Origin of the sequence: Mesorhizobium sp. L2C066B000 (genome assembly GCF_000502335.1) — a bacterium.
GTDB lineage: Bacteria > Pseudomonadota > Alphaproteobacteria > Rhizobiales > Rhizobiaceae > Mesorhizobium.
Genome location: NZ_AYWZ01000021.1, coordinates 43,134 through 68,356 on the forward strand (window position 1 = coordinate 43,134; position 25,223 = coordinate 68,356).

The window sequence follows — 25,223 nt, forward strand, 5'->3', positions numbered from 1 at the left end:
AACCGCTTTAAAACGCGTGCAGATCCCCTGCACGCATGTTCCACTTTTTTGGAGTTCCTGCGATGGTCAAGTTCCTGCCGCTCAAACAAGCCGTTGCGGAGAACTTGAACAATGGCGACTGCGTTGCCTTTGAGGGTTTCACCCATCTGATCCCGACGGCGGCGGCGCATGAGGCGATCCGCCAGGGGTTTCGCGACCTGACCCTGATCCGCATGACGCCGGACCTGATCTACGACCAGATGATCGGCATGGGCATGGCGAAGAAGATCATCTTCTCCTATCTCGGCAATCCTGGCGTCGGCCTGCTGCGGCGCGCCCGAGACGCCATCGAGAACGGCTTTCCCCGGGCGATCGAGGTCGAGGAGCACAGCCATGCCGGCATGGCCAATGCCTATGAGGCGGGCGCTGCCGGCCTGCCATGCGCGGTGTTCCGCGGCTATCGCGGCGCGGGCCTTGCGGCGGTCAATCCGAACATCAAGTCGGTGACCTGTCCGTTCACCGGCGAAATGCTGGCCGCCGTTCCCTCGATCCGGCCGGACGTCACCTTCATCCATGCGCAGAAGGCCGACAAAAAAGGCAATGTGCTGGTCGAGGGCATTGTCGGCATCCAGAAGGAAGCAGTGCTGGCGGCCAAGCGGGCCGTGGTGACAGTGGAGGAGGTGGTCGACAATTTTGACCATCTCCACCCCAATCTAACCGTGCTGCCGCGCTGGACGATATCAGCGATATCGGTGGTGCCCGGCGGGTCGCATCCGTCCTATGCGCATGGCTATTATGCGCGCGACAATGCGGCCTATCTAGAATGGGACGAGATCGCTGCGGACCGCGTGAAATTCCGCGCATGGATGCAGGTGAACGTCATGGAGAAGAGCGCCGGTGATTTCGCCGCCAGAGTCAAGCATCTGAGGAAAGCGGCATGAGCGAAAATCATAACCCCTTGGGCTTCACCCCCAACGAGATGATGATCATCGCGGCGAGCCGCGCGCTGCGGAATGAGGATGTCTGCTTCGTCGGCATCGGTGCGCCGTCGGCCGCCTGCAATGTGGCCCGGCTGACGCATGCGCCCGACATCACGCTGATCTACGAGAGCGGCACGATCGGCACAGCACCTGACGTGCTGCCGCTGTCGATCGGCGACGGCGAATTGTGCGAGACCGCCGTCACCACCGTCGCGGTGCCGGAAATGTTCCGCTATTGGCTGCAGGGCGGCCGCATTTCGATCGGCTTCCTCGGTGCCGCTCAGCTCGACAAGTTCGGCAACATCAACACCACGGTCATCGGCGACTATTTTCACCCCAAGACCCGGCTGCCCGGCGGGGGCGGCGCGCCGGAGATCGCAACCTCGTCGAAGGAAATCTACATGACCATGGCGCAGACCAAGCGCGGCATGGTCGAGAAAATCGATTTCTCCACCTCCTTCGGCCATGGCGAGGGTGGCGATCATCGCAAGCGCCTCGGCATCGACACGGCTGGGCCGACCTTGCTGATCACCGATCTTGCTATCTGGAAACCGGACCCCGTGACCAAGGAATTCACGGTCGTGTCGCTGCATCCGGGCGTCACACGTGAACAGGTGCAGGAGACCTGTGGCTGGGTGGTTAAGTTCGCCGAGGCGCTTGACGAAACACCGGCGCCAAGCGAACTCGAACTCACGACATTGCGCGACCTGCAGGCCCGCACCAAGGCGGCGCATGAGGGACCCGGAAAAGCAAAGGCTGCATGACATGGCCGAGGCCTATATCTGCGACTACATCCGCACGCCGATCGGCCGCTTCGGTGGTTCGCTGTCCTCGGTACGATCAGACGATCTCGGCGCCATACCGCTGAAGGCGCTGGTCGAGCGCAACCCCGGCATCGACTGGCAAGCGGTGGACGACGTCGTCTATGGCTGCGCCAACCAGGCCGGCGAGGACAATCGCAATGTGGCGCGCATGGCGCTGCTGCTGGCTGGCCTGCCGAAGGAGGTTCCGGGTTCGACCGTCAACCGCCTGTGCGGTTCCGGCATGGATGCGCTGACCATTGCGGCGCGAGCGATCAAGGCCGGCGAGGCGGAGCTGATGATCGCCGGTGGTGTCGAATCGATGAGCCGGGCGCCTTTCGTCATGCCCAAGGCGGAGACGGCGTTTTCGCGCAATGCCGAGATTTTCGACACCACCATCGGCTGGCGCTTCGTCAACCCGCTGATGAAGAAGCAGTATGGTGTCGAATCGATGCCGGAGACCGGCGAGAATGTGGCGGAAGAGTTCGCGATCTCCCGCGCGGACCAGGATGCCTTTGCCGTGCGCAGCCAGGACAAGGCGGTCGCCGCACAGGCCAATGGCCGACTGGCGAAGGAAATCACAGAGGTGATGATCCCGCAGCGCAAGGGCGATGCGATTGTCGTTTCGAAGGACGAGCATCCGCGTGCCGGCAGCACGGTCGAGGCGCTGGCCAAATTGCCAACACCGTTCCGGCAGGGCGGTACTGTGACGGCCGGCAATGCCTCCGGGGTCAATGACGGCGCGGCGGCGCTGATCGTTGCCTCCGAGGCAGTCGTGAAGAAGTACGGCCTGACGCCGATCGCCCGCATTCTCGGGGGTGCCGCCGCGGGCGTCGCGCCGCGCATCATGGGGATCGGTCCCGCGCCGGCGACGCAGAGGCTGTGCGCCCGGCTTGGCCTGACGCCAAAACAGTTCGATGTCATCGAGCTCAACGAAGCCTTTGCCTCGCAAGGCATTGCCGTATTGCGCCAACTCGGCATTGCCGAGGACGCCGAGCACGTCAACCCGAATGGCGGCGCCATCGCGCTTGGCCATCCCCTGGGCATGTCGGGCGCGCGCATATCCGGCACCGCGGCGCTGGAGCTACTCGAACGCGGCGGCCGCTATGCACTGGCCACAATGTGCATCGGTGTCGGCCAGGGCATCGCGATCGCGTTGCAGCAGGTGTAACACTCCGGTGATCAGTACAGCGGACCGACGCAATTCTCCGCGAATAACTTTGCGTTATTTGCTAAATCGGCGTTCCTTGAGCGCTCGCCGATTGGCATTCGATCAATCCGCAGCCAATGTTGCCGCGATTTCAGGGTGGTCACCACCGAAGCCATGATCGCGGAGGCTCCGAAGAAGGAGTCGGCTGGCGGCGGCATGCCTGGCGGCGGCATGGGCGGTATGGGCTTTTAAAGGTCCACGCATCTCGACAATTTCGAAAGGGCGGCAAGCAATGCGCCCTTTCTTCGTGCCCTTGCGCCGGTTGTCGGCGACCCGCAAGCCGGGGTATACGCCCGCCAAGGGTATGCTTATGTTTGAACGGATTCTGCCTTTTTTCCTCTTGGGCTGGCCTTACTGTTGGGCAGCGGCTGCGCGCACAGCGATGATGGTACGGTGATTATTCCAAGATCGCTTGATGCCAGGCGATTCTTTGACAAAGAGCCGCCACGCCTGCAGCAGCAACAGATCGAAACCAGGGTGTTTCCGGTTGCGCCACAGGAGCCGGAGAGGCTCGAACCGCGCCGTTCGGCAGGTCAAAAGACATCAAAGAGAGTCGTTTGGCGGGCCGCAAGTCCGCCGCTCTCCTCTTCCGAGCCGCACAAGGTGCTTGTCTGCAAGAACGTCAGCGAGCCCGGCAAGCGGTACCGTATGGTTTGCGAATAGGCACTTGGTGGCCAGCATTCTCACGATCGATGTCTAAGCGCTGTCGACTTATGCCAGCGAGGCTCACTGCCTCGGCCGTATCCGGGCGTGACCTGCGTGACGGTGCTCGACGCCATCCTTCGGGATGGCGTTGAGTGTCGGGCGGTAGCTGTTACGCGGCTTCTTGATGCCGCTAACGAACTTGCGAGCTGAATGCCTGGACATTCACCGTCATTCAGCTTCGCAGAGACCGCAAACCAAAGCGGAAGCCGGGCTCGCGATGGTCGAAGTGTGGCGCATTGAGATGCAGCAGTGACCGCATTCGGCTATACACGTCGTGTGCGGCCTTGCCCGCCTCCGCCGGCTGGGCCATCCAAAAACGTAAATTCGCTGCGACGTCAAAAGCTCCCTCTGGCCTTGACGTGCACAGCTCAGGCCTTCGCCTTGCGTTTTGCCGCAGGTTTCTTGGCTGGAGCCGGCTTCCTTCCCAAGCCCAGCGACTTTGCCAAAGCCGATCGGGTCGCCGAATAACTCGGCGCAACCATGGGATAGTCTTTCGGCAAACCCCATCTTGCCCGGTATTCATCGGGTGTCAAGCCATGACTAGTCGCGAGATGGCGTTTAAGCGACTTGTATTTCCTACCGTCCTCAAGGCTTATAATATAGTCTGGAAATACTGACTTTTTGGGGTTGACTGCCGGCTTAGGAGCCGGTTCTGCAATGGGAGTTGGCGGACCAATATTGGACAGTGCCGAATTCACGCTGGCAATCAAATCAGGCAATCCAGACACTGGCACAGAGTTTTTTTGGACATAGGCGGCAACGATATCTGCAGTAAGTTCAATCATATTATTGGTTGGTTCCCCGGGCATCAACGTGCTCCTTCAATCATCAGATCCTCATATCCGTCAAAGAGACGATATGCCTCCAACCTATGCCACTCGGATTTTCCCGGATCAAGCCGGATATTTGGCATTTCTGTATGACGCAGGGGCAAAACGAACTTTCGTTTGGTGACAAAGCGTATCCACGCCAAACCATCCTCCCGGTTGGTATGGGGCCAAAGGATGTTGAAACTTACTCAATTGAATATGATCTAGGAGCGTCAAACGCAGGTTCCGGACTATGCGAAGCGGGATATCATGGAGTGGAGACCACAAGTGCCTAATAAAGCTGTCGCTATTGTTACAAAAACCATCTAGTCGGGTCTCCTAGTTTCTTATGACAGAGAGCATTCACTATCTATTTGAGGCTCTTTGCCGTGCGGGGTAATGAAGCCAGCGAAGAGGATGGCGCCGGTATTGGGTTTAGATCCTCCTGAGGAGCCAGTTCGGGCCATGAACGCGATTCGTAGCCATCTCGAACGACACTCCGACTGAATCACATCGGGCTGATACCCGGCAAGATGACTTGATCGAACTGTGTTCGACGTTCAGATCTGACGTCGTGGCGGAGCTAGCTGACTTACAAATCTCGCTCAGACCATCGAAGGTTGACTCCTTCCCCTGTTGATGCGGCGTTGGAATAGCCATCGTCGTTGGTCGGATCGCGCAACCGGCAGCTTGATGCGCGCTCGTTTGACGGACCCAGGCCGACTTGCGCCAAGGCGGGACAAAGGCGATATGGGCTGTAAACCCCGAGGTCGGGTCGGATCTGCTTTCAGATGTCGGGCTCCGAACGTCATCCCGATCGCTATCTGAAAACCCTGGCATGATGTCGCCCGCAAGCAGCTTCTCCTTGCTCAGCAGTCCGGCATCCTCGAGCGCCTCGAAATCCGGCAGGTCGCGCAGCGTGTCGAGGCCGAATTCCAGCAGGAATTGTTTTGTCGTTAGGTGTAGGGCGCGCCCGGCGTCGGGCTGCGCGGCCCGGAAGCGATCAGGCCGGCACCGCGAAGATGACCAATAAATCGCGGCTGATCTCCTTGCCGAAGAACGATGACAACTCGGCGCGGGTGATCGGCTGGAAGTAGCCAATGCACATCAGCACCAAAACCTCGGACTGTGTCAGGTCGGCCGTCTTCTCACGTCCGCCGACGGCGGCGCGGATGGCGTCGGCATAGGCCGGCCGGGTCAGGTGCTTCCAGCCGCCGGCGACGGCGAGAGGTCATAGGGCCGGCCGCGCAATTCCTCGCGGATGTCATCGATCAGCAGGTCGATGCTGCAGCTCTTGCCGACAATGCGCGCAAGCACCTCACGGGTGACCGGTTCGCTGCCGCGCATCACCTGGGAGGGAAAGTCGATCACATACTCGCCGTTTTGCGCGATGCTCTCCTACAAGACCAAAGTGCCTACGATCTTTACCTCTCCCTTCTGGGTAGAAAACCAATTTCGGTTTGTCGTCAAAAGGCTGCCGACCGCCGATGCAGGTGAGGGATTGAGACAGTTTTCCAACCGCTGGTCGTGCCAGGACCCGGCGCAATTGCCCGATAATGACAGCTGGTCGCTGATCGGCAGGATAATCAGGCTTCTTCTTGCTTCTCGCCAGTTCAGATGCCTCGCGGATTCGCTGGATAAATTCAATCACGTCGCGAAAATGCTCGGAGAGGACCCCGAACTCCTGGAGGCGATCGTCTGTAACCACGACAATCTGTCCTACGGCAGTCTCATCAGCGTTTACGACGGCACCGGCGCCCATGCCCGCCGCTCGACCAATGACTGGAAACGATTTCCTCGAAGACTACGTCAGACCCAGACATCATCGCACGCATCAAAGCGAAATCTCCGCGATAACAATCGGGCGCTTACACAAGACCACACTGCCGCAAGCTGCTCAGCGCGTTCCAGATGCTGTTCCTGACAGGCCGGTTCTCTCGGCAGAATGCTTGGCCGAAATATATCCTCCATGCAGGCAGAGCTCCCTCAGGAGACCTATATTCGACTCTATCCCTAAGTATCCGACCCTAAGTATCCGACCTACCGCACTGGCCCCTACCAGTGTCGGGTTTGTCGAATCCGCGACACGGTGACGTCTGGCTGGCGTGCCGCCGCGCTCTCAGTGAAGCCATTGAATAACATCCAGAATTAGTTTTCTGGGTCGCTTCCTGTGCAGTTGGCACGACTCTTGATGTTGGTTGTACGGCGGCAAAAGCCGCTAAATGGCAGACTGGTTCATCTTATTTGATCTCTAGGAAAGGAGACAGCAATGAAGGTCGATCTGTCAGACTATGGTGTGACTGAATTGGCTCCAGAAGAAGCATCCACAATTTCGGGCGGGTGGGCTTTTTTTGCGGCGATAGCTTTCGCGGTGGCGGGGTTAGTAGGCGTTGCGGCTGCGACTATACTGGTAGCGGCGAGGCACTGGAAGAGACACGGTTAGAACATTAGTGTGCAAGCTAAATACCCTTTCTCCTGAAATTGCCAGCTACACTGCAGAGAGCATTCTCTCCCGACGATCAGGACGATCTTTGATCATCTATCGGCTGATTTTGCTCTCTGTGGTTGCGACGTTGGTATCGCTGCCACTCATCACCATAGCGATCTCGGTCCAAAGTCCCGGTATCATTCGCCCCACCGTCGAGAAGACGCCCCTGGTCGCACCCGTCTCCGGACGCATCTCCCGTATCCTTGCCGTTGAGAACCATCTGGTTGCCCAGGGGCAGGAGATTCTCGCCCTCGATGATGAGGTGGTTGAGGAAAAGCTCAGGGCGTATAAAGGCGATATTCGCGCTAAGAGTGATCTTGCCCGTGACCTCGAAACCCTGATCTCCTCCGGCACGAAGGCCAAGGACCCGATCCTCCTCCTGACCGAGTCCGCCAAGGCGGAGCGGGCGCATTTTCTCAATCTGCTGCGGGAGAACCAATATGCCAGCAGTAATGCCGCGGCGGAACTCGACCGCGCTAAGCGACTGCTCTCCGCTGCTGCGACGCCCGCAAAGGCCGTTGACGAGAAGGCTTTCGCCCTCCAGAACATTGAGGTTCAGGGGGAGATCCTTGCCCGGCGCAAATCCGCCGAATGGAACCAGCAGCTCTTCGACCTTACCCTGCGCCTCAAGGAACTCACGGCCGCCGTGCATCAGCTCGAGAAGGAACGGGATCTCACCCACATTCGGGCCTCCGTGTCAGGCGCACTCGAGCAATTCACCGGCCTGACCCCCGGCAGCTACATCCAGGCCGGGCAAACCGTTGCTTGGGTTTCGCCGGACGACGAACTGGTGGCGGAAATCTACGTCTCCCCCAAAGACATCGGCTTCGTGCGGGAGGGCCAGTCGGTGCGGCTCCAAGTGGATGCCTTCAACTACAATCAATGGGGTCTCATCGATGCGACAGTGCTCGGCGTAGCGCAGGACTTCACCCTCCACGACATGAGCCCGGTCTTCAAGGTCCGCTGCGCACTCTCTCGCACCCATCTCGCACTCAAGAACGGGGTCATCGGTCATCTGAAGAAGGGCATGACCGTGCGGGCCCGCTTCCTCGTGGCAGAACGCACTCTTCTGCAACTCCTCTACAATGAGGCCGACGATTGGCTCAATCCCCTCCTGGCGGGCCACTAGTCCTTCCCTATCCAAACAGCCAGCGAGCCGCTATGTCGAGCAAGGTTATCAAGTTCAAGCAGCACGACATCACCGATTGTGGAGCTGCCAGTCTTGCTTCTGTCGCAGCCTTCTATGGTCACAAGCTGCCATTGTCGCGCATCCGCCAGTATGCCTCGACCGACCGCTCCGGCACTACCGTACTGGGCCTCACGGAAGCGGCCCGGAAGCTGGGCTTTGTCGCCAAGGGAGTGAAGGGTGGCTTCGACAGCCTGTACAAGATCCCCAAGCCCGCTATCGCGCACGTCGTCGTCAAGGGGGTCCTTCACCACTTCGTCGTCATCCAGGCGATCGACGCGAGGTGGGTCACCGTCATGGACCCAGCCTATGGCGAAATCCGCAAGCTGCCGCACGAGGAATTCAAGACGCAATGGACTGGCGTCCTGGTGCTCCTGGTTCCGGCAGCCACCTTCAAGCGCCGCGACGAGACCATTACGCCGCTTGCCCGGTTCGCGCGTCTGCTTGCGCCACAAAGGGCGGTGATGGCCCAGGCTCTCGCCGGGGCGCTCGTGACGACGGTACTCGGGCTCTCGACGGCAATCTACGTCCAGAAGATCGTCGATCATGTGATCACAGCGGGCAACCGCAACCTGCTCAACCTGATGAGCCTCGTCATGCTGGTGATCCTGGTGGCGCAGATCCTGATCAATCTCCTCGGGAACCGGCTTATCCTGCAAACGGGGCAGAAGATCGATGTCCACTTGATCCTCGGCTACTACAAGCACATTCTAAACCTGCCCCAGAAGTTCTTCGACAGCATGCGCATGGGCGAAATCATCGCCCGCATGAACGACGCGGTGAAGATCAGGAGCTTCCTGAACGACGTCTCGATCAACATATTCGTTGACGTGCTAATGATTCTATTTTCGTTCGGTCTGATGTGCATCTACTCGTGGAAGATCGCCTTGGTCGTGGCGGTCTCCATTCCGCTGTACCTCTTGGTCTATTGGACCATCAACCGGCTGAATAGCAAGCACCAGCGCGCCATTATGGAGGATGCCGCCAACCTGGAGGCGGAGCTGGTGGAATCGCTCGGAGCTGTCTCCACAATCAAGACCTCCGGCATGGAGAGTTTCGCCAACTTCAAGATGGAGATCCGTTTCATCAAGATGCTGCACTCCGTCTACAGTTCCGGTCTCATCTCGATCTTTGGGGATAATGCCTCGACTTTCCTCTCGACCCTATTCACCATCGTGCTGATGTGGTTCGGAACGACGCTTGCCCTCGATCAAACCGTCACGCCCGGCGAGTTACTGTCCTGTTATACGTTACTCGGCTATGTCATCCGGCCGGTCGCCAATCTGATCCAGACTAATCGGATCGTTCAGGATGGCTTCATCGCAGCGGATCGCCTGTTTGAGATCTTCGACCTGGAGCAGGAGACAAGCGGCGGCGGCATCGATGCCACAAAGTCCGACCTTGGTGATATTCGCCTGGAGAAAGTCACGTTCCGCCATGGTTCGCAGCCGGAGCTTTTCCACGATCTCAGCGTCACCTTCCGCCGGGGCGAGATGACGGCCTTGGTGGGGGAAAGCGGCTCGGGCAAGAGCACCCTTGCGGCGTTGCTGCAGAATGTCTACCCGCTTGAGGGAGGACGCATCCGGATTGGTCCCTTTGCCCTCCAGGATCTCTCAACAGTGTCCGTGCGCAAGGCTATCGCTGCTGTGCCGCAATCGGTCGATGTGTTCTCGGGCTCGGTGGTCGGGAACATCGCCCTTGGCGAGTTCGAGCCGGACATCGAGAAGATCCTGCACATCTGCGGTCAAATAGGGCTACGAGAGCTGATCGAGCGCTGGCCCGGCGGTCTTCAGACCTATTTGGGCGAGAATGGTATACGCCTCTCCGGCGGCGAGAAGCAGCAGCTTGCGTTGGCTCGGGCTCTGTACCGGGATCCGGAGATCCTGATCCTCGACGAAGCGACTTCCTCTCTCGACTCGATAGCCGAGGGGTTTGTCCTGCGAATCATTGAAGATCTTCGTCGGGCCGGTAAGACCATAATCGTCATCGCTCATCGACTCAGCACCATTCGTAGGGCCGACAAGATCGTGGTCTTCGACAAGGGACAGCTTATTGAGGAGGGGAGGCATGCTGATCTGCTGGCAACTGAAGGTGCTTACGCACGCTTGTGGCGGGCGCAAACCGGATCCAGCTAACCACGACGGTGCCGTAGCGCATCGATCACCGCCAGATCCGGTCATCGAGACCTAGGAGCGTAGCCTGCAGCATCACGTATGAGCTGACGCGGATCGCATCGTCGCACTCGGTGAATAGCGTCTGGCCTGCCCTGCATAATCGCATTGACCTGAGACCCTTGTTCCCTCCAATTCAATGGAGAATCCGGAGTTTCATTGATCCGATACCTTTGGACCGCCGGAAGGTGGAGTTTTCCGGCTGTTTCACGATAGCGGGCTGACGGCGCCATCGGGATTGATCAACGAGATCGGAACCTTGTGCCCGATTGCGCCATGGGGGCGCACCTCGTTGTAGTATCTGCGCCAATCCTCCAACTTTTCGGCCGCGTCGGCAAGCGTCAGGAACCAGTGGGCGTTCAAACATTCCGCCCTGAAGCGGCCGTTGAAGGCTTCGATGTAAGCGTTGTCCGTTGGCTTTCCCGGTCGCGAGAAGTCGAGCGTGACGCCCCTGGTGTAGGCCCACAGATCGAGGTCGCGGGAGATGGCGACGCTGAAATAGTCAGTGACCGAACGCGTCGAAGAATGAGCCAATCGGAGATGTATGACGAGTTCGAAGCGGTTTCAGCCGGGCTTCTTGCCCAGTGGCTCGCCGCTTGGGCGCCATACGCAAGACCCTTCCGCTTTTCCGGATCCTGACGACGGTTTCGACAAGTGGCGACCAAGCCGGCGATCGCAGTCGCAATGACCGGTCTGCCTTCGCCGCGGTGAATGGTCAATGATACCGACGGGACCAGAACGGCTGATCTGCCTAACGCTGCTCGGCCGAACCTATACCGCCGCTCGTATGTTGGCTGGCCTGGACCAAGCCGCGCTTGCCAATGTGCCGCCGGCGTGTCGGCGGGAACGGTCTCCAATGTTGAGCGGGGACGGGACAGCCGGCCCGACACGCTCAGGGCAATACGAAAGGCTCTGTCACGCCAGGGCGTGCTTGTTGGCTTTAGTTCGAACAACGGACTTGCGTCCGTCTCCATCTCATTTGCCGCAGATGACGAAGAGGAAGAGTGACATGAAATACTTTGCCAAATTCAACCGGGTCATCCGCGACAACATTCGCGTCGCGGCGCAAATGCTGCGCAGGCTGTCTCGATGCACGGGTCCTGCCACACCGGACCTCCCTCGTGATCGAGCGGCTGCGAGGCATGTCATGGTCCGATTTCACGAATGCCGTCGGATCGGTTCTTCAGGCTCGGCGCGGTTCGGTCATGCTGTCCAGTAAAACCACGGGGAACACATATTTCTGCAACAATCGCGGCAACCGCCCGGGTCGCTTCATCCGCCACCAACGCTCCAATCCTCGTTCAAAAAGAGCCGACCAAATCTCTTTGACATAGCTTTCGGTTGCGACCGTGAAATTCAACAGCAGATTGAACACTCGATCGAGTGCCTCTTCGGGAACGGCTTGGATAACGGCCAACAGTTTGGCGTAGGGATGCCTCAACAGCTCGGCCAAGGCGACCTCAAAGAGTGTGTTGGCCGGGTCTGACGCAAAGATCGTTGACGGCTGTGATCCAAAACTTCGAGTTGTTGTGATGCGAAGCGTACCACCACAGCGGTTGTGGCTACGGTTGCACTTTTTGTCGGGTCTTCGACGAAGTTGGACACGACACACAGCGCGATCAGCGCGATAGCATTGTTCTGACATCATTTTCTCATTTGGCACGATACATGCTGCGCTATCCGCAAACGCGCTGCGGCTCAGACTGAGGAGAACTCATCCTGCTGTCGCTGGCATCGAAACTCGACCGCAGCCTTCGATCGGCATGAAATCACCCTCCATGAGAATTCGCCGGCCAGTCTCGGATCGCGGGCCCAAAACGAACCGACCACCAATCCGACTTCATGGGAGAAAATGATGTACCGTGTCCCACCTGAGACTACCGAATACCAGCACCTCATCTATGAGGTGGACACCGAACACGTTTGTTGGCTAACGCTGAACCGGCCTGAAAAGATCAACGCTATGAACGAGCGCCTGCTCGCTGAACTTAGGGCGGGACTACTTCGCGCTGATGATGATGGCAATGTGAATGTAATTGTTATCCGAGGTGCTGGCCGCGGATTCTGCGCCGGTCATGATCTCGAAGGGGACACGTCGGACGATCGCTCGTCATTGTACGAATATCGCCTTAAATATATTCGCCAGTTCGAGCAGTTCACAACGCCGTGGGTCATTAGTAAGCCGGTCATAGCATCCGTTCATAAGTATGCCATCGGCAAGGGGTTCGAACTTTCACTGTTCTGCGATGTGTCCATCGTCACCTCAGACATTCGGATGGGCTACGGCATGCTTCGCCACGGCATCTCCGGCCATTGCATGTTTATGCCCTGGCTAGTCAGCATGAAGGCAGCGAAGGACCTTCTGCTGACTGGCCGAGAAGTTTCCGGCGAGGAAGCCAAGGAACTAGGTTTGGCGACCGAGGTTGTGGCCCCTGAGGACCTTCAGGAGGTCACCCGCCGCAAAGCCACGCTCATGGCACGCATGCCGCGCGATATGCAGCGGATGCACAAAATGTACCTCAATCGCGTGTATGAAATGCAAGGGCTCAGGAGTGCGTTGGACTACTACCTCGAGTTGGTTGCGATGTTAGGGATCCAACCGGTTCCTGAGTACGCAGAGCTCACCAAGCTGACAATTGAAAAAGGTCTGAAAGTGGCGTTAAAAAGTAGCAAAGCGCGTTACGAAGGACTTGAATGACACTTGGCCGAATGACACCGCTCTCCGATACTGTACCGGTGCTGCGAGTGTGAGTTGACCCGCACTAGAGATCCTTGTAAGGGCGAACGCATATAGATGCCGTAATGGGCTGGCGCTCCTCGCATAGACCAGGAAGGTGGTTGTCCCTCAGGTGGCACGGGCCCGCAAGCTCGCAATCGTTCTTCACGCATGTGGGCTAATGTCAGTCAGTTCCGATGGGTATCCGCGCCTCCGGATGCATCTGGTCTCAACCGGTATCTCGTGGCCGGCGCTGAACCAGACGCTGTGTGCGTCTGTCACGTCGTCCGAAAAAGAACGGGATTGAGTATGACAATGCGTACTGCCAGTATTTTAGCGGCTTCGAGTTTTTCCAGCATGAGGCGCCGATCGACGCCAGCACGATGACACGTTGGCGCAAGCGGATCGGACCAGAGGGTCTGCAAGAAATGCTGAAGGCGAGCGTCGAGGCGGCGCTCGACAGCGGGACCGCCAGGCCGAATTCGCCGGAGCGGATCACCGTCGACACGACGGTGCAGCCGAAAGCGATCGCTCATCCGACCGACAGCCGGCTTTACCTAAAGGCGATCCAGATCCTGGCGCGCCAGGCGAAGCGGTATGGCATCGAGCTCAGGCAGAGCCACGCTCGGCTGGCCAAGGCCGCGGCGGTACGCGCCGGCCGCTATGCCCACGCCCGGCAGTTCCGACGGATGCGGCGCGAACTGAAGCGCCTTCGCACCTATCTCGGNGCCGGCCGCTATGCCCACGCCCGGCAGTTCCGACGGATGCGGCGCGAACTGAAGCGCCTTCGCACCTATCTCGGCCGGGTGTTCCGCGACATCAGCCGCAAGATCGCCGGCAATGGTGAACTCGAGGCCAGGTTCGCTCGGCTGCTCGGGCTGGTCGAGCGGCTGCTGGCCCAGAGGCCGAAGGACAAGAACAAGCTCTATTCGATGCATGCGCCCGAGGTGGTCTGCATCTCGAAAGGCAAAGCCCGCGCACCCTACGAGTTCGGCTGCAAGGTCGGGACTCGCAACAACAACCGTGAAGGCCTCGTGCTGGCCGCCAAATCCTTCCAGGGCAATCCGTATGACGGCCACACGCTCGCAGCGACTGTCGATCAGGCCGCGCAGATTGGCGGCGTCGAGCCGGACCGCATCTACGTCGACAAGGGCTATCGCGGNCCCTACGAGTTCGGCTGCAAGGTCGGGATCGCAACAACCAACCGTGAAGGCCTCGTGCTGGCCGCCAAATCCTTCGAGGGCAATCCGTATGACGGCCAACACGCTCGCAGCGACGGTCGATCAGGCCGCGCAGATTGGCGGTGTCGATCCGGACCGCATCTACGTCGACAAGGGCTATCGCGGCCATGACTATGCCGGTTCGGGTTCGGTGATGATCGCCGGCAGCAAGCGTGGGCTGAGCGCCACCATGACGCGGGAGTTGAAGCGACGATCGGCCATCGAGGCCACCATCGGCCACATGAAGACCGACGGGCGACTGGACCGGAACTTCCTTCTCGGGCATGCTGGCGATGCCATCAATGCGCTGCTCGTGGCCGCCGGCCACAATCTGCGCCTCNCTTCCTTCTCGGGCATGCTGGCGATGCCATCAATGCGCTGCTCGTGGCCGCCGGCCACAATCTGCGCCTCCTCCTCGCCACACTGGCGCTTTGGCGTGCGCTCATCCTGCTGGCTATCGCTGCTTGCGCCGCCAAACCGGATACTTCCTACCGTCACTTGCGGCACTGCCGCGTCAATGGCTTAGCCATTGTTCAGGGCGGACGATTTAGGACAGCATTTCGGTCCCGGCTTTCCACTCCGCCATGGGCCTTGAGGCGGTGGATATGGATGACGAGCGTTGAGTGTTTGGAGGTTGGTGGNCGGCTTTCCACTCCGCCATGGGCCTTGAGGCGGTGGATATGGATGACGAGCGTTGAGTGTTTGGAGGTTGGTGGGACGAAGAGATTGCGCAGCGCAGAAAAGATAAAGGTGGAGACCTCCGGTGATCGCAAGCCCTCATCATCCCCTCCCGGTTTCGCAAGGGTAGATGCGAGTTTTCAGCTCGATTTGTTCAATCCCTATGAGATCGATGCTCGACCTGCGGCATGCTACCGGAGCAGATCCGCCACGGAAGCCAAACGCCAGCGCTTTCGACATTCATCTCGAAGATCGCTGCGTGATGAACAAGCCGATACCGCGACCAGGGTCACGGGTCATGGCGCCTCCCTTTGTGGAAGACTGATGCCGGGATCCCAAGTGCGGCGACGTCCGGCTCCACGCCAAGTCCCGGCGCAGTCGGCGGCGCAGCAAAACCATCGATGTTCCTGGCTCCTTGGCCGGGGACGGGGTCGACCGCAAGGTGATGATGGCAGAGCCAGCTGGCCAACCTGTTTGCGGCAGGGGTCGATGATGCGAGATGAATTGCCGCAGTATCTGCCAATGCCGAACCGCCTAGGTCCGCAAAGTGCATCTGCCATCCCACCGAGACACCAAAATCCCGAATCTGCCGGGCCTTGGTCAGACCGCCCATTCGGTTGGGCTTCACCTTGACCCCCTCGCAGGCACCCAAGCGCCAAGCCAGCAGATGGTCCTCAAAAGTATGAAGGCACTCGTCGAGCATGATCGGCTGTATTATTCGTTGAGCAACCTGAGCGCATTGCTGCAGCGTCTCGCAAGGCTGTTCGATCCAGCCACGCACGGACACGTTGTTCAGTACCTGGATCGCAACCGCCGGCAACCAGGCTCGGTTCACGTCGTAGGTAACCTTCTCGTCCGGTTTCAGCGCCGCTTCAATCGACTGAATGCGCGCAATATCCGCGACGGGATCGCTGCCTCCCACCTCAGCAGAGTGTGTACGATAGCCCTCTGAATAGGCATCTCTTATGAGTGCGATCATCTCGTCGCTAGTGCCGGCGGTAATCGAAGAGTTAACTGCGACCGAATTTGCCTCAGTTCCACCGAGCAATTGCCATAGCGGCATCCCGGTGACTTTTCCCAAGATATCCCAGCAGGCCATATCGATGGCCGACTTCACGTACAGATGACCGGGAAGCGCCGTATCCATTGTCCGGTTGATCGCTTCAAGCGACCTCGGGTCCTGCCCCAACAATGAGGGCGCTAGTGTTGCTATGCCCGCCCTTACCCCCGGACCATGGGCGGGTAGATAGGTGTTGCCCCAAGGGCAACTTTCCCCCCAACCAGACACATCCGCATCGGTATCAACTCGAACAAAGGTGCTGTCGAGTTTTTCGAACTTCAGGAGGCCACCGGGCAGCCAATAGGGCCTTGTAAGTGGCAGGTCGAGTTGCCACATCGTAATGCCAATGATCTTCATAGAATACTTCGCTCCTATAGAAATTTCCTGGTAGCCCGAAAGCACTCCCAATCCTTGTAAACGCCGTCATTATTCAGAATGTGTATTGCCGCTCGAATTTCCTCCTTTGTGACGTCATTGTTAAGGATGCTTCGGCAAAGCGTTTCCCAGTCTTGCATCTTGCCAAGCGCGCCGATCATTGAGAGATCCACCGCTCTTCGGATCAATTACCTCGTCACCCCAACCGAACCCAAAATTATTGGAAAAGGACCGTGCCTAGTTTGACGGAGTTCACCTCCATCAACGATGCGACCGCTCATGCCAATGCTCTCACCACCTGGGCCTCGAGCCCGCCGATCGGCGCCAAATCTGTTCGGCGCAACAGAAACCTTAGAATTGTCGCAACGACTGCTCGGTGAGAGCCAGAACGACGGCGGAATGCCGACCATCAAAGCCGATCGCATCGTCATCGTATCCAATATCGAGAATCGTCTCGCGGGTAACTTGGCTGTAATCGACCTGCGCATCGCTGGTGATCTCGCCAGCCAGAACGACCATCCCTGTCTTCACCAACGCTTCGCACGCGACGCGCGCCTTCGGATCGGTGCGCAGGATCGCATCCAGGATGGCATCCGAGATGTTGTCGGCCATCTTATCTGGGTGTCCGGCGCTGACGGATTCGGAAGCGAACACGAACTGCCTGGTCACGGAATGCCCTCGCTTCGGGTGTTGGAGTTGTATGGGACGTTTTTATTAGCCCGCCTTACCTGTGACGCCAGGGACCTCGAACGCGGCGCAGGAGTCCGCAACGTCTCTTCGCACCCTGGCATGAACATCTGGGTCGTCGGGCTGGCTGCAGACCGAGTCAATGAAAGCGGCGATCTGCACCATTTCCGCCTCGCGCATTCCCACGGACGTCACTGCCGGTGTCCGTACGCGGATGCCGCTTGTAACCGCTGGATCGCGCGGATCGTCCGGCACCACATTGGCGAAATCGAACCCATGTGGGACAAGTTGCTCACAGGCGCCTCTAGCGAATGCACGCCAATTACTGTGTCGATCCTCACGCTGTCAGGCGGCATTCCGACCAACGCGCCCCGCTCGCCATCATATTGTCGAAGACGTCGCGTGGCAGCGGCGGGCAGGTTATGACAATGTCGCAATCGCGAGCCGCATCACGCGGTATGTCATGCCACCGGGCTCCCTTTTCGACCACGTCTTTTGCGGCTGCGGGATTGATGTCGTAGACGTCTACCGGATAACCGGCTTCCAGGAGCTTGGCGATCATCGGTCGCCCAATGCTGCCGGTACCAATGAATCCGATCCGTTCGGTGTTGTGGAAACGAGTGGCGCGCACAGCGCTTCCCCCAGCCTCTACAGCAGACATGGGACTTTTCACAAGTAAAGTCATGATGAGACTTGGGCATAACGTAATCTTGCCACCATTTCATTTGCTGTCATGTAATATCTTGAATAGGCAAATTTCACAATCGTCAAACCTATGGTGCTTTTAAGAGGGACTTGCGCGGTCGATCGCCGTCATCACCTTCGCCGGCGGCTTTCCTGCAGCGGTCAGACGGCTCTGTCGCAAACCGATCAATAACCGTTCGTGTGTGCCTTCGCACAGCAGCGTCTCGTGGCCGCCCTCTTGCAGCGCGCCGCCATCACGCTTTCAACCGTCTCGCGGTCGTCGAACTCCGTGCGAGGCTGTCCGAACCGGTTGATTACGGCAGTATTATCATGATTCCGCACGACGGCTACCCGCATCAGCTACTCCCTGGATGGCTGCCCGCTGTCACATTCACCAGCTAGCCTTAACGGTGCCCCATGCAATCGGCGTGCCACCAAAGAGGATCTGCGAGCAAAAGGAGAAAACCACGCATTTCGTGTCGCCCCGGCTGAATACGCGCCTCTGTGTGTCAGGTTTCGAACATAGACGTCTTCAATTGGACACGGCCGGACGCGAGAATTTGGAACGTCGAATGACGATGGTCGCCTCCCGTGACAAACTCGAACGTCTGCTCGACATTGAAGTCAGAACGCAATCGCCGTCTCCACGGATCGTGGTCGAGTAGCTCAGCCATTCGGCTTTCGCCCTCACAGATCCGGGCGACACGATCACGCGTTCCGGCTGCTCGCCTGCAGGCCAGATTGCGGCTATCGGAGATCACTGGTCTCAAGCGTGACGATCTGTTCTTCGGCACGGGCACCCACATGCGCGTCATTTGCAAAGGGCGCAAGGAACGCTGCACCCCGTTCGCCAAGTCTACGACCGCAGTCTGGAGAAGCTGGCTGAAGAGCCTCAGCGCGGAGAAGAGAATATCCTGTTTCCCAGCGCCAGAGGTGAGCGGCTGAGCGTTCATGGCGTTCAGTATATGCTGAGCAAACACCGCCAGACCGCTTCTGCCATTTGCCCGCCGCTGAATGGAAAGCGTGTCACTGTTCATCGATTGAGGCACACGACGGCCATGGACCTCCTGCAGGCGGGCGTCGATCGCGCCGCCATCGCTCTGTGGCTCGGACATGAATCGGTCGAGACCACACAGATCTATCTCGAGGCGACGTTGGCGATGAAGGAGGCGCCGTGGGCAAAGACGTCCCCTATGTCGGTAAATCATCCCGATCCGGCCCGACGACAATTTGCTGGAGTTCTTGAACAGCCTGTAGATCGCGCTGACTATGTCGGGTGGCCGGGTGTTTCTGCGGAAAATTTCCTTATTCCTCAACCATCACAGTCAGAGCTACTCGACATAGTCGGGCGGGGTAGGTAGTGCCTAACCGGCTCCGCGATTGCGGAGCGGAAGGAGGGGGGTGCCGCCGGCGTGGTGTTGATCGCGTCGTCTGTCGCGCCGGTCCTGTGTGCACAAGAAGCTCTCGCTTTGTCAACATGGGGTGGCTGCTTGCAGCCCATTCCATCGGACAAGGAGGAGTTTGTCATGACCCAACTTCGCCAGCGAATAAGAGAGGACATGGAGGTGCGCAACTTCGCGCTCAACACCCAGATCTCCTATCTTTAGCAGGTCTCGGTGTTTGCGAGTCACTTCGGCAAGTCGCCGGACTTGCTCGGGCGCGAGGACATTCTGACCTACAGGTTTATCTGACCAATGAGAAGAAGCTGTCGCCCGGTTCGCGGCGCTGCGCTTTCTCTACAGTGTGACGCTCGAAAGGGACTGGGCGCCGTCCCAAGAAGCCGCAGAAGCTGCCGATCATCCTCAGTCCTGGGGAGATTCAGCGAGGTTCCTCGGTTGCGTTCTCTACGTCAGACCACCACGCCATCCTGACCACCTGCTATTACCTGCGGATTGCTCCAACAAGGTCTGCGCCACATCGAGCCCCTTCGAGCTCTTGCCGCGTCCGGCGGCCACCCTGCCGCCCCCCGCCAAGCCGCAATACTTCTGAGCGGCGCGGGCGATGGCCCGCTCAGGGCCGGAAGTGGTGGATATCTTCCGCTGCTACGGCGAAGCCTATCGCGCACAGCATGACGCGTCGCTGTCGATCGCCCAACGCCGCGTCATGTGGCCACCGGCGCATCGCCTTCAACAGCTGCCGCGACAGACATTGTCCCCCCTGCCAATCGCTGGCCCGCGCGCAATGGTTGGAAGATCGTCGCGCCGAGCTTCTCGACACGCAGTATTTTCATGTCGTCTTCACGCTCGCCGGAGCCCATTGCCGCCATCGACTATCAGAACATGGCACGCGTCTTGGCGACCTGCTCTTCCGAGCCACCGCCGAGACCAGTCGCATCATCGCCGCCGACCAGGCAATCCAAGCGGCGATGGGCTGGCATGATGGCAACCTCCATGCCTTCGATATCGGCGGCGAGCAGTTTGGCGATCGGCACAGTGTCGACGACGTCGCTGACGAAAATCGCGTGACCCCAACGGCCTGCTGGATCGACGGTCGTCCGCTTCACCTGCACTTATGACTTCGGCGACACTTGGCAGCATACGGTCGCATTCGAAAAAAGCGAGCCGGTGGTCGCCTGCGTATCCTACCCCATCTGCACCACTGGAAAGCGTAACTGTCCACCAGATGCTTGCGGCGGCGTTTAGGGCCATGAGGAGCTGCCGGCCTTTCTGGCCAATCCCACCCACCCCGAGCACGTCGAACGGATCGACTGGAGGCGACACCCGGACGAGTTCGATCTCGAACACGCCAACACCGTGCTCGCCGCACGGTTCACCAAAAATAGTCGCCGCCCGATGAGCCACCCCGTCGCCAAACGTTGGGGCGTGAGTAATTACCCACAACCTACCAAGTTATCGAGGCTGCTAGTGGATTGATCGAGACAAAAGAGTCCGACGTTGGAGTCCCATCGGTTTTCGCTTGTGCGACGATCGGGCATGCGCACCGGTATTACATTTGACGTCACTGCCGCCGACAGGATTCGGCTCGAAGCCATCGTGGCAAAGCACGGTTCGCCGCAGAAGCATGCGTGGCGGGCGAAGATCATTCTGATGAGCGATGACGGCTTGGGAACTGTGGCCACTATGGAGGCTACCGGCAAATCGAAGACCTGCGTGTGGCGATGGCAGGAGCGTTTTATGGCCGAAGGCGTGGATGGCCTTTTGCGCGACAAGAGCCGCCCGCCAGGCATTGCGCCACTCGATCCCGAACTGGTCGATCAGGTGATCGCGCTGACGCTGGAAACGCCCAAGCAAGAGGCCACACACTGGACCGTTCGCGCGATGGCAAAGGCGGTGGGGATCGCGGCCTCTTCGGTCGTCAAGATATGGCACGAGCATGGTCTTGCACCGCACCGCTGGCGCAGCTTCAAACTGTCGAATGACAAGGCCTTTGCCGAGAAACTGCACGATGTCGTTGGGCTCTACGTCTCGCCGCCGGCCCACGCCATTGTTCTTTCCGTCGATGAAAAAACCCAGATCCAGGCGCTGGACCGCACCCAGCCAGGACTTCCTTTAAAGAAGGGGCGGGGTGGCACGATGACCCATGATTACAAGCGCCACGGGACCACCACCCTGTTTGCTGCCCTCAATGTTCTCGACGGCTCGGTGATCGGCCGCAACATGCAGCGACACCGGCATCAGGAGTTCATCCGTTTCCTCAACGTGATTGAGGCGCAACTGCCGAAGGATAAGGCAGTCCACGTCATTCTCGACAACTACGCGACCCATAAGCAGCCGAAGGTCCGCGCCTGGCTGGCAAGACATCCGCGATGGACCTTCCACTTCGTTCCAACATCATGTTCATGGCTCAACGCTGTCGAGGGCTTCTTCGCCAAACTGACACGACGCAGACCGAAACACGGCGTCTTCCACTCCGTCGTCGACCTGCAGGCGGCAACCAACCGCTTCATGACTGAGCACAATCACGAACCGCGGCCATTCGTCTGGAAAGCAGACCCCGATGAGATCATTACAGCGGTCAAACGCGGGCACCAAGCGTTGGAATCAATCCACTAGAGGAAGATTTCTCCAGAACTACCTCCTAAGATTAACGTATTGTGATTTTTTACTGACGTATATTAAATGACATTCGATCAGACGTAACGATAATTCAATAAATTATTAATTCATATCTACTTGTCTCCGACATGAATCCGGCAGATATTCCTTTGCTATCGATCGGTGCGACTAATCCAAGTCAAATCATGACGTTACTCGTGAAAGGAAGTCTTATGCCTATTGCAGAGGCTGGAGGAAGCGCCGTGCGCGCCACCCGTTTCCGCAACACCGAACGCATCGGATTCATTGGTACCGGCAGGATGGGGCGACCGATGATCGCCAAGCTCCTGGAAGCCGGCTATCAGGTGGACGTCTACGACATCGATCCTGCGGCTGCGAAATACGTGCTCGAAAAGGGAGCCCGGTGGCATGACGCACCGCGCGACGCGGCCCGCGATTGCGAGATTGTCATCACCTGCTTGCCACTGCCACGCGACGTCTTTGACACCATGACGGGCAAGCAAGGCGCCTTGGCCGGAATGCCACCGGGCAGCGTGTGGATCGATACGTCCACGACCGACTACCAAAATGCCGTCGAGATCGCCCGTCGGGCGGCAGCAATTGGTGTGTATTCGCTAGAAGCGCCCGTAAGCAACTTGTCCCACATGGGGGTCGAGTTTGCCAATGTCAGCTTCTTTGTCGGTGGACCATCGGAGGCCTATGTGCGTAGCCAGGCGGTGTTGCAGACCATGGGAGCCATCTCCTTCCAGGTCGGAGGCATTGGTCAGGGCCAATCAGTCAAACTACTGACGAACCTGCTCTTTTACGCTGCAGCCGTCGCGAGCGGCGACGCGCTCTGCCGAAGCGTGCGCGGGGGCGTTCCTGCGCAGCAGGCGTGGCGCAGATTTGCCGGTTCTTCGGCGAACTCGGTTGCAATCGAGCAGTACGCCCCGTTTCTCCTGGATGGCAGCTATGATCGCTCTTGCACGCTGGAGATCCCGGTGAAAGATATGGGCCTGACTGTCCAGCTGGCCGACGACCTCGGCGTGGGACTGCCGATCGGGCGCGCGATCGAAAAGCGCTATAGCGAGGCGGGACGGAAGTTCGACCGATACGACAGCCATCTGCGCGTCGTCGAATTGGCGCAGCTGGCCTTCGGCGTTCGACTGCAAGTGCCGGGCTATCGCGCGCCATCCAAGTACGGCGCCAACCCCTCGCATCCGCCAGACCAAGAATTCCTGGCCGATCCCCTCGGACGGATCAAACCGAAGCGCGAGCATGTGTTTCCGCTCGAGGACGTCCCGCTTAGCGACATCCAGATACAGTTGCTCGAGTCTCTGTCCGGCGAGCTCACCCACATCAATCGCCTGATCCTTGACGAGGCGTTTGATCTTGGGCGCGGCATGGGCCTGAACGATGCCCTGCTCTACGACGTTATCACCTGGAGCGTAGGCGCCTCCGCATGGTCGGACAGCCATGCTCAGCAATACGGCAACGAGGACCTTATTGATCTAAGCGGTGCCATTGCGCCGCCGCTGACGACCGTGCCGCATCTCATCCGCCCCTTCACGGAGAAACTGTCATGACCACCCTCGATCAGCAGACAGCACTTGAGCAAGCCGCACGAAAGCGCATCAAGGATTCTCATGTCCTGGACGGCGACGTCGGTCGTTTGGCCCACTTCTATCGCGGTTGGGCCAGTTCCTATGAGTTGGATGTCGGCCGCGACGGGTACTGCGGGCCGAGGATCGTGGCGGAACTGGCGGGTGCCGTGCAGACGGCGTATTTGGCGAACGACCGAGCATCCATCGCAATCCTGGACGCCGGCTGTGGAACAGGCCTGGTTGGCCAACAGTTGAAGCGCCTTGGCTTCCAGGTGCTCGACGGTTGCGACCTCTCCGAGGAGATGGCCCAACAGGCCCGGAAAACCGACATCTACCGTCATGTCCGAGGCAATGTCGACCTTAACCGGCCGCTCTCCGACTACTCTAGTGCGACCTACGATATTACGGTCTGCTGCGGCGTCTTCACGCTCGGACACGTCCGACCGGACGCACTGCGCGAACTGGCTCGCGTAACCCGCCCCAGCGGATTCATCATCGCAAGCACCCGCAAGAGCTATGCGGAGGCCACATCCTTTGAACATGAGGTGCGGCGTCTGCAGGATGAAGGCGTGCTTGTGACGGCACAGCGTCTAAACGACGGCAAATATATCGCTGAGGAGGGTGCGCATTACTGGGTTTTCAAAGTGCCTGATAGGGCCTGCGCAGAAACGGAGCAGCATCTATGACCACACTGCCGCAAATCTCACTAGCAAAATTGGCCGCCGATACAACGCGACACGAAGAGCGCGAGCGCCTACGCCTGGCCTGCGAGGAATACGGGTTCTTCTACCTCGATCACGGAATCCCGAAAGAACAGATCGCAGAAGCCATCCAGGCTTCCCGGCGGTTCTTCGCGTTGCCACAGGCGACAAAGGAACGTTTCGGTCACTCCGCCCAAGACGTGTACCCCACTACCGCCCGTGGATACACTCCGTTGTACGGCGAGGCGCTGCATCCCGAGGCCGGCCCCGATCCGAAGGAAATGTTCGACCTCGGAATCGAGAACGAAGGCGACCGGCGTCCGTTTGCTGGTTGCACNCTGGTTGCACACGCCTTCCGGATGACGCGGTGGCTCCTGGTTTCGCGCGAAGCCTGCTTGCTTTGCAGGCTATCATGGTCAACGACGTTGTGCCGAAGCTCGGAATCGCGCTAGCCGACCTGCTCGATATGGAAGAGGGCTGGTTCCGACGCCATTTCAGCCCGCCGACGGTCCTGCAACGCGTGATCCGGTATCCATCTACTGGCGGCACGGCCGGAAAGCATACCGACAATGGCTTCTTCACGCTGCTGCTGCAGGAGGAACTCCCCACGCGCTCCTTGCAGGTGTGGTTCGGGGGACACTGGGTGCCGGCGCCGAGCCTCCCCGACAGTCTCGTGGTCAATCTTGGCGACATGCTTCAGGCCTTGAGCGACGACCGGTTCAAGAGCACGCCGCATCAGGTCGTACACACTGGTCCGACTGACCGAATTTCCCTTCCCTTCTTTATCTATCCCGACATCGACGCTCGCCTGACTTCCCGACAAGGAAAGCAAACCTTCAGCGTCGCCGAAGTGATGTTACGCAACTTCGATTCGATCTGGGAAACCGGGAAGGGCGCCGGACGCGCGCGAGAGTTGCAGTAAGCCGTTCTCGAAGAAGGAGCTTAGGACATCCTAGATGCCGTAATGGGCCGGCGCTCCTCGCATAGCCAGGAAGGTGGCTGTCCCTCAAGTGATGATGTTGAACGGGGTCATCTCGGCCCCAAACATCAAGCGAGGGACAACCATGGACGGTGCTGTCACGTCGTTCGAAGAAGAACGGATTGAGTATCTGAGCCTGATTTAGGACAGCATTTCGGTCTCGGCTTTCCACTCCGCCATGGGCCTTGAGGCGGTG

The 25,223-nt window shown here is 59.0% G+C and carries 16 protein-coding genes and 8 pseudogenes; 16 read left to right on the forward strand and 8 right to left on the reverse strand.

The genetic code is table 11. The annotated features are described in order from the left end of the window. Positions 1-62 precede the first annotated feature (62 nt). Genes X733_RS138735 through pcaF form a run of 3 tightly spaced genes read left to right on the forward strand, consistent with a single transcriptional unit; the run spans position 63 to position 2,930 of the window. On the forward strand, positions 63-920 hold the full coding sequence (locus X733_RS138735) for a CoA transferase subunit A (protein ID WP_023820063.1): 858 nt from the start codon (positions 63-65) through the stop codon (positions 918-920). Further along, positions 917-1,723 (forward strand): CoA-transferase subunit beta, encoded by an 807-nt coding sequence (locus X733_RS138730; protein ID WP_023820064.1) that lies wholly within the window; start codon positions 917-919, stop codon positions 1,721-1,723. Before X733_RS138735 ends, X733_RS138730 begins: the two co-directional genes overlap by 4 nt. Before the next feature lies 1 nt (position 1,724). After that, positions 1,725-2,930 (forward strand): 3-oxoadipyl-CoA thiolase, encoded by a 1,206-nt coding sequence (gene pcaF / locus X733_RS138725; protein WP_031194120.1) that lies wholly within the window; start codon positions 1,725-1,727, stop codon positions 2,928-2,930. 1,112 nt (positions 2,931-4,042) lie between these two features. On the opposite strand, the gene X733_RS1000000168750 is transcribed toward pcaF, so the two are convergent. Further along, positions 4,043-4,483, reverse strand: coding sequence for a MucR family transcriptional regulator (locus X733_RS1000000168750; RefSeq protein WP_081740757.1), 441 nt, complete (start codon positions 4,481-4,483; stop codon positions 4,043-4,045). Between the two features lie 837 nt (positions 4,484-5,320). Beyond that, a pseudogene (locus tag X733_RS01000000166700) lies at positions 5,321-5,830 on the reverse strand (SMC-Scp complex subunit ScpB); the annotation flags it as partial. A 313-nt stretch (positions 5,831-6,143) separates the two neighbouring features. Between X733_RS01000000166700 and X733_RS1000000171545 the strand changes: the two are divergent. The 3 genes and pseudogenes from X733_RS1000000171545 to X733_RS138715 all read left to right on the forward strand — a co-directional run bounded on the left by X733_RS1000000171545 (position 6,144) and on the right by X733_RS138715 (position 10,292). Further along, positions 6,144-6,340 (forward strand): annotated as a pseudogene (locus tag X733_RS1000000171545) (hypothetical protein). A 674-nt stretch (positions 6,341-7,014) separates the two neighbouring features. Beyond that, positions 7,015-8,100 carry an HlyD family efflux transporter periplasmic adaptor subunit gene (locus X733_RS138720; RefSeq protein WP_023820070.1) on the forward strand — a complete coding sequence of 362 codons (1,086 nt, stop codon included), beginning with the start codon at positions 7,015-7,017 and terminating at the stop codon, positions 8,098-8,100. Between the two features lie 32 nt (positions 8,101-8,132). After that, a complete protein-coding gene (locus tag X733_RS138715) occupies positions 8,133-10,292 on the forward strand; it encodes a peptidase domain-containing ABC transporter (RefSeq protein WP_023820071.1) in 2,160 nt (719 codons plus the stop codon). A 243-nt stretch (positions 10,293-10,535) separates the two neighbouring features. Here X733_RS138715 and X733_RS138710 read toward each other — a convergent pair. Both X733_RS138710 and X733_RS138705 read right to left on the reverse strand, forming a co-directional pair. Then, positions 10,536-10,814 (reverse strand): annotated as a pseudogene (locus X733_RS138710) (transposase); the annotation flags it as partial. A gap of 697 nt (positions 10,815-11,511) precedes the next feature. Beyond that, positions 11,512-11,781, reverse strand: a complete 270-nt coding sequence (locus tag X733_RS138705) for a hypothetical protein (protein WP_023820074.1) — start codon at positions 11,779-11,781, stop codon at positions 11,512-11,514. Positions 11,782-12,183: 402 nt separating this feature from the next. On the opposite strand from X733_RS138705, the gene X733_RS138700 reads away from it, so the two are divergent. The 3 genes and pseudogenes from X733_RS138700 to X733_RS138690 form a co-directional block, all read left to right on the forward strand. After that, positions 12,184-13,026 carry an enoyl-CoA hydratase-related protein gene (locus tag X733_RS138700; RefSeq protein WP_196813783.1) on the forward strand — a complete coding sequence of 281 codons (843 nt, stop codon included), beginning with the start codon at positions 12,184-12,186 and terminating at the stop codon, positions 13,024-13,026. A 329-nt stretch (positions 13,027-13,355) separates the two neighbouring features. Further along, positions 13,356-14,206 (forward strand): annotated as a pseudogene (locus tag X733_RS138695) (IS5/IS1182 family transposase); the annotation flags it as partial. A 52-nt stretch (positions 14,207-14,258) separates the two neighbouring features. Further along, positions 14,259-14,604 (forward strand): annotated as a pseudogene (locus X733_RS138690) (transposase); the annotation flags it as partial. A gap of 303 nt (positions 14,605-14,907) precedes the next feature. On the opposite strand, the pseudogene X733_RS1000000171040 reads toward X733_RS138690, so the two are convergent. From X733_RS1000000171040 to X733_RS138675, 4 genes and pseudogenes are all read right to left on the reverse strand, one after another. Continuing rightward, positions 14,908-15,132, reverse strand: a pseudogene (locus X733_RS1000000171040) (IS6 family transposase); the annotation flags it as partial. A gap of 99 nt (positions 15,133-15,231) precedes the next feature. Further along, the gene (locus X733_RS138685) at positions 15,232-16,359 is read right to left on the reverse strand and encodes an enolase C-terminal domain-like protein (protein WP_023820078.1); all 1,128 of its coding nucleotides are present in this window, start codon (positions 16,357-16,359) and stop codon (positions 15,232-15,234) included. Between the two features lie 384 nt (positions 16,360-16,743). Next, positions 16,744-17,046: pseudogene (locus X733_RS138680) on the reverse strand (S-adenosylmethionine synthetase N-terminal domain-containing protein); the annotation flags it as partial. 355 nt (positions 17,047-17,401) lie between these two features. Next, the gene (locus tag X733_RS138675; protein WP_245274530.1) at positions 17,402-17,725 is read right to left on the reverse strand and encodes an NAD(P)-binding domain-containing protein; all 324 of its coding nucleotides are present in this window, start codon (positions 17,723-17,725) and stop codon (positions 17,402-17,404) included. 838 nt (positions 17,726-18,563) lie between these two features. Here X733_RS138675 and X733_RS1000000168775 point away from each other — a divergent pair. From X733_RS1000000168775 to X733_RS1000000171055, 7 genes and pseudogenes are all read left to right on the forward strand, one after another. Next, positions 18,564-19,109, forward strand: coding sequence for a tyrosine-type recombinase/integrase (locus X733_RS1000000168775; protein ID WP_245274531.1), 546 nt, complete (start codon positions 18,564-18,566; stop codon positions 19,107-19,109). Positions 19,110-19,749: 640 nt separating this feature from the next. After that, a pseudogene (locus tag X733_RS1000000168785) lies at positions 19,750-20,119 on the forward strand (transposase zinc-binding domain-containing protein); the annotation flags it as partial. Positions 20,120-20,681: 562 nt separating this feature from the next. Then, positions 20,682-21,761, forward strand: coding sequence for an IS630 family transposase (locus tag X733_RS138665; protein ID WP_023820087.1), 1,080 nt, complete (start codon positions 20,682-20,684; stop codon positions 21,759-21,761). Between the two features lie 245 nt (positions 21,762-22,006). Then, entirely contained in the window at positions 22,007-23,329 is a 1,323-nt protein-coding gene (locus tag X733_RS138660) for an NAD(P)-dependent oxidoreductase (protein ID WP_023820088.1), read from the forward strand. After that, positions 23,326-24,033, forward strand: coding sequence for a class I SAM-dependent methyltransferase (locus tag X733_RS138655; protein WP_023820089.1), 708 nt, complete (start codon positions 23,326-23,328; stop codon positions 24,031-24,033). Before X733_RS138660 ends, X733_RS138655 begins: the two co-directional genes overlap by 4 nt. Continuing rightward, the gene (locus X733_RS1000000171050; protein ID WP_245274533.1) at positions 24,030-24,500 is read left to right on the forward strand and encodes a 2-oxoglutarate and iron-dependent oxygenase domain-containing protein; all 471 of its coding nucleotides are present in this window, start codon (positions 24,030-24,032) and stop codon (positions 24,498-24,500) included. Before X733_RS138655 ends, X733_RS1000000171050 begins: the two co-directional genes overlap by 4 nt. After that, complete coding sequence (locus X733_RS1000000171055; protein WP_245274534.1) at positions 24,461-24,970, forward strand: 2OG-Fe(II) oxygenase family protein; 510 nt, start codon at positions 24,461-24,463, stop codon at positions 24,968-24,970. Before X733_RS1000000171050 ends, X733_RS1000000171055 begins: the two co-directional genes overlap by 40 nt. Positions 24,971-25,223 lie beyond the last annotated feature (253 nt).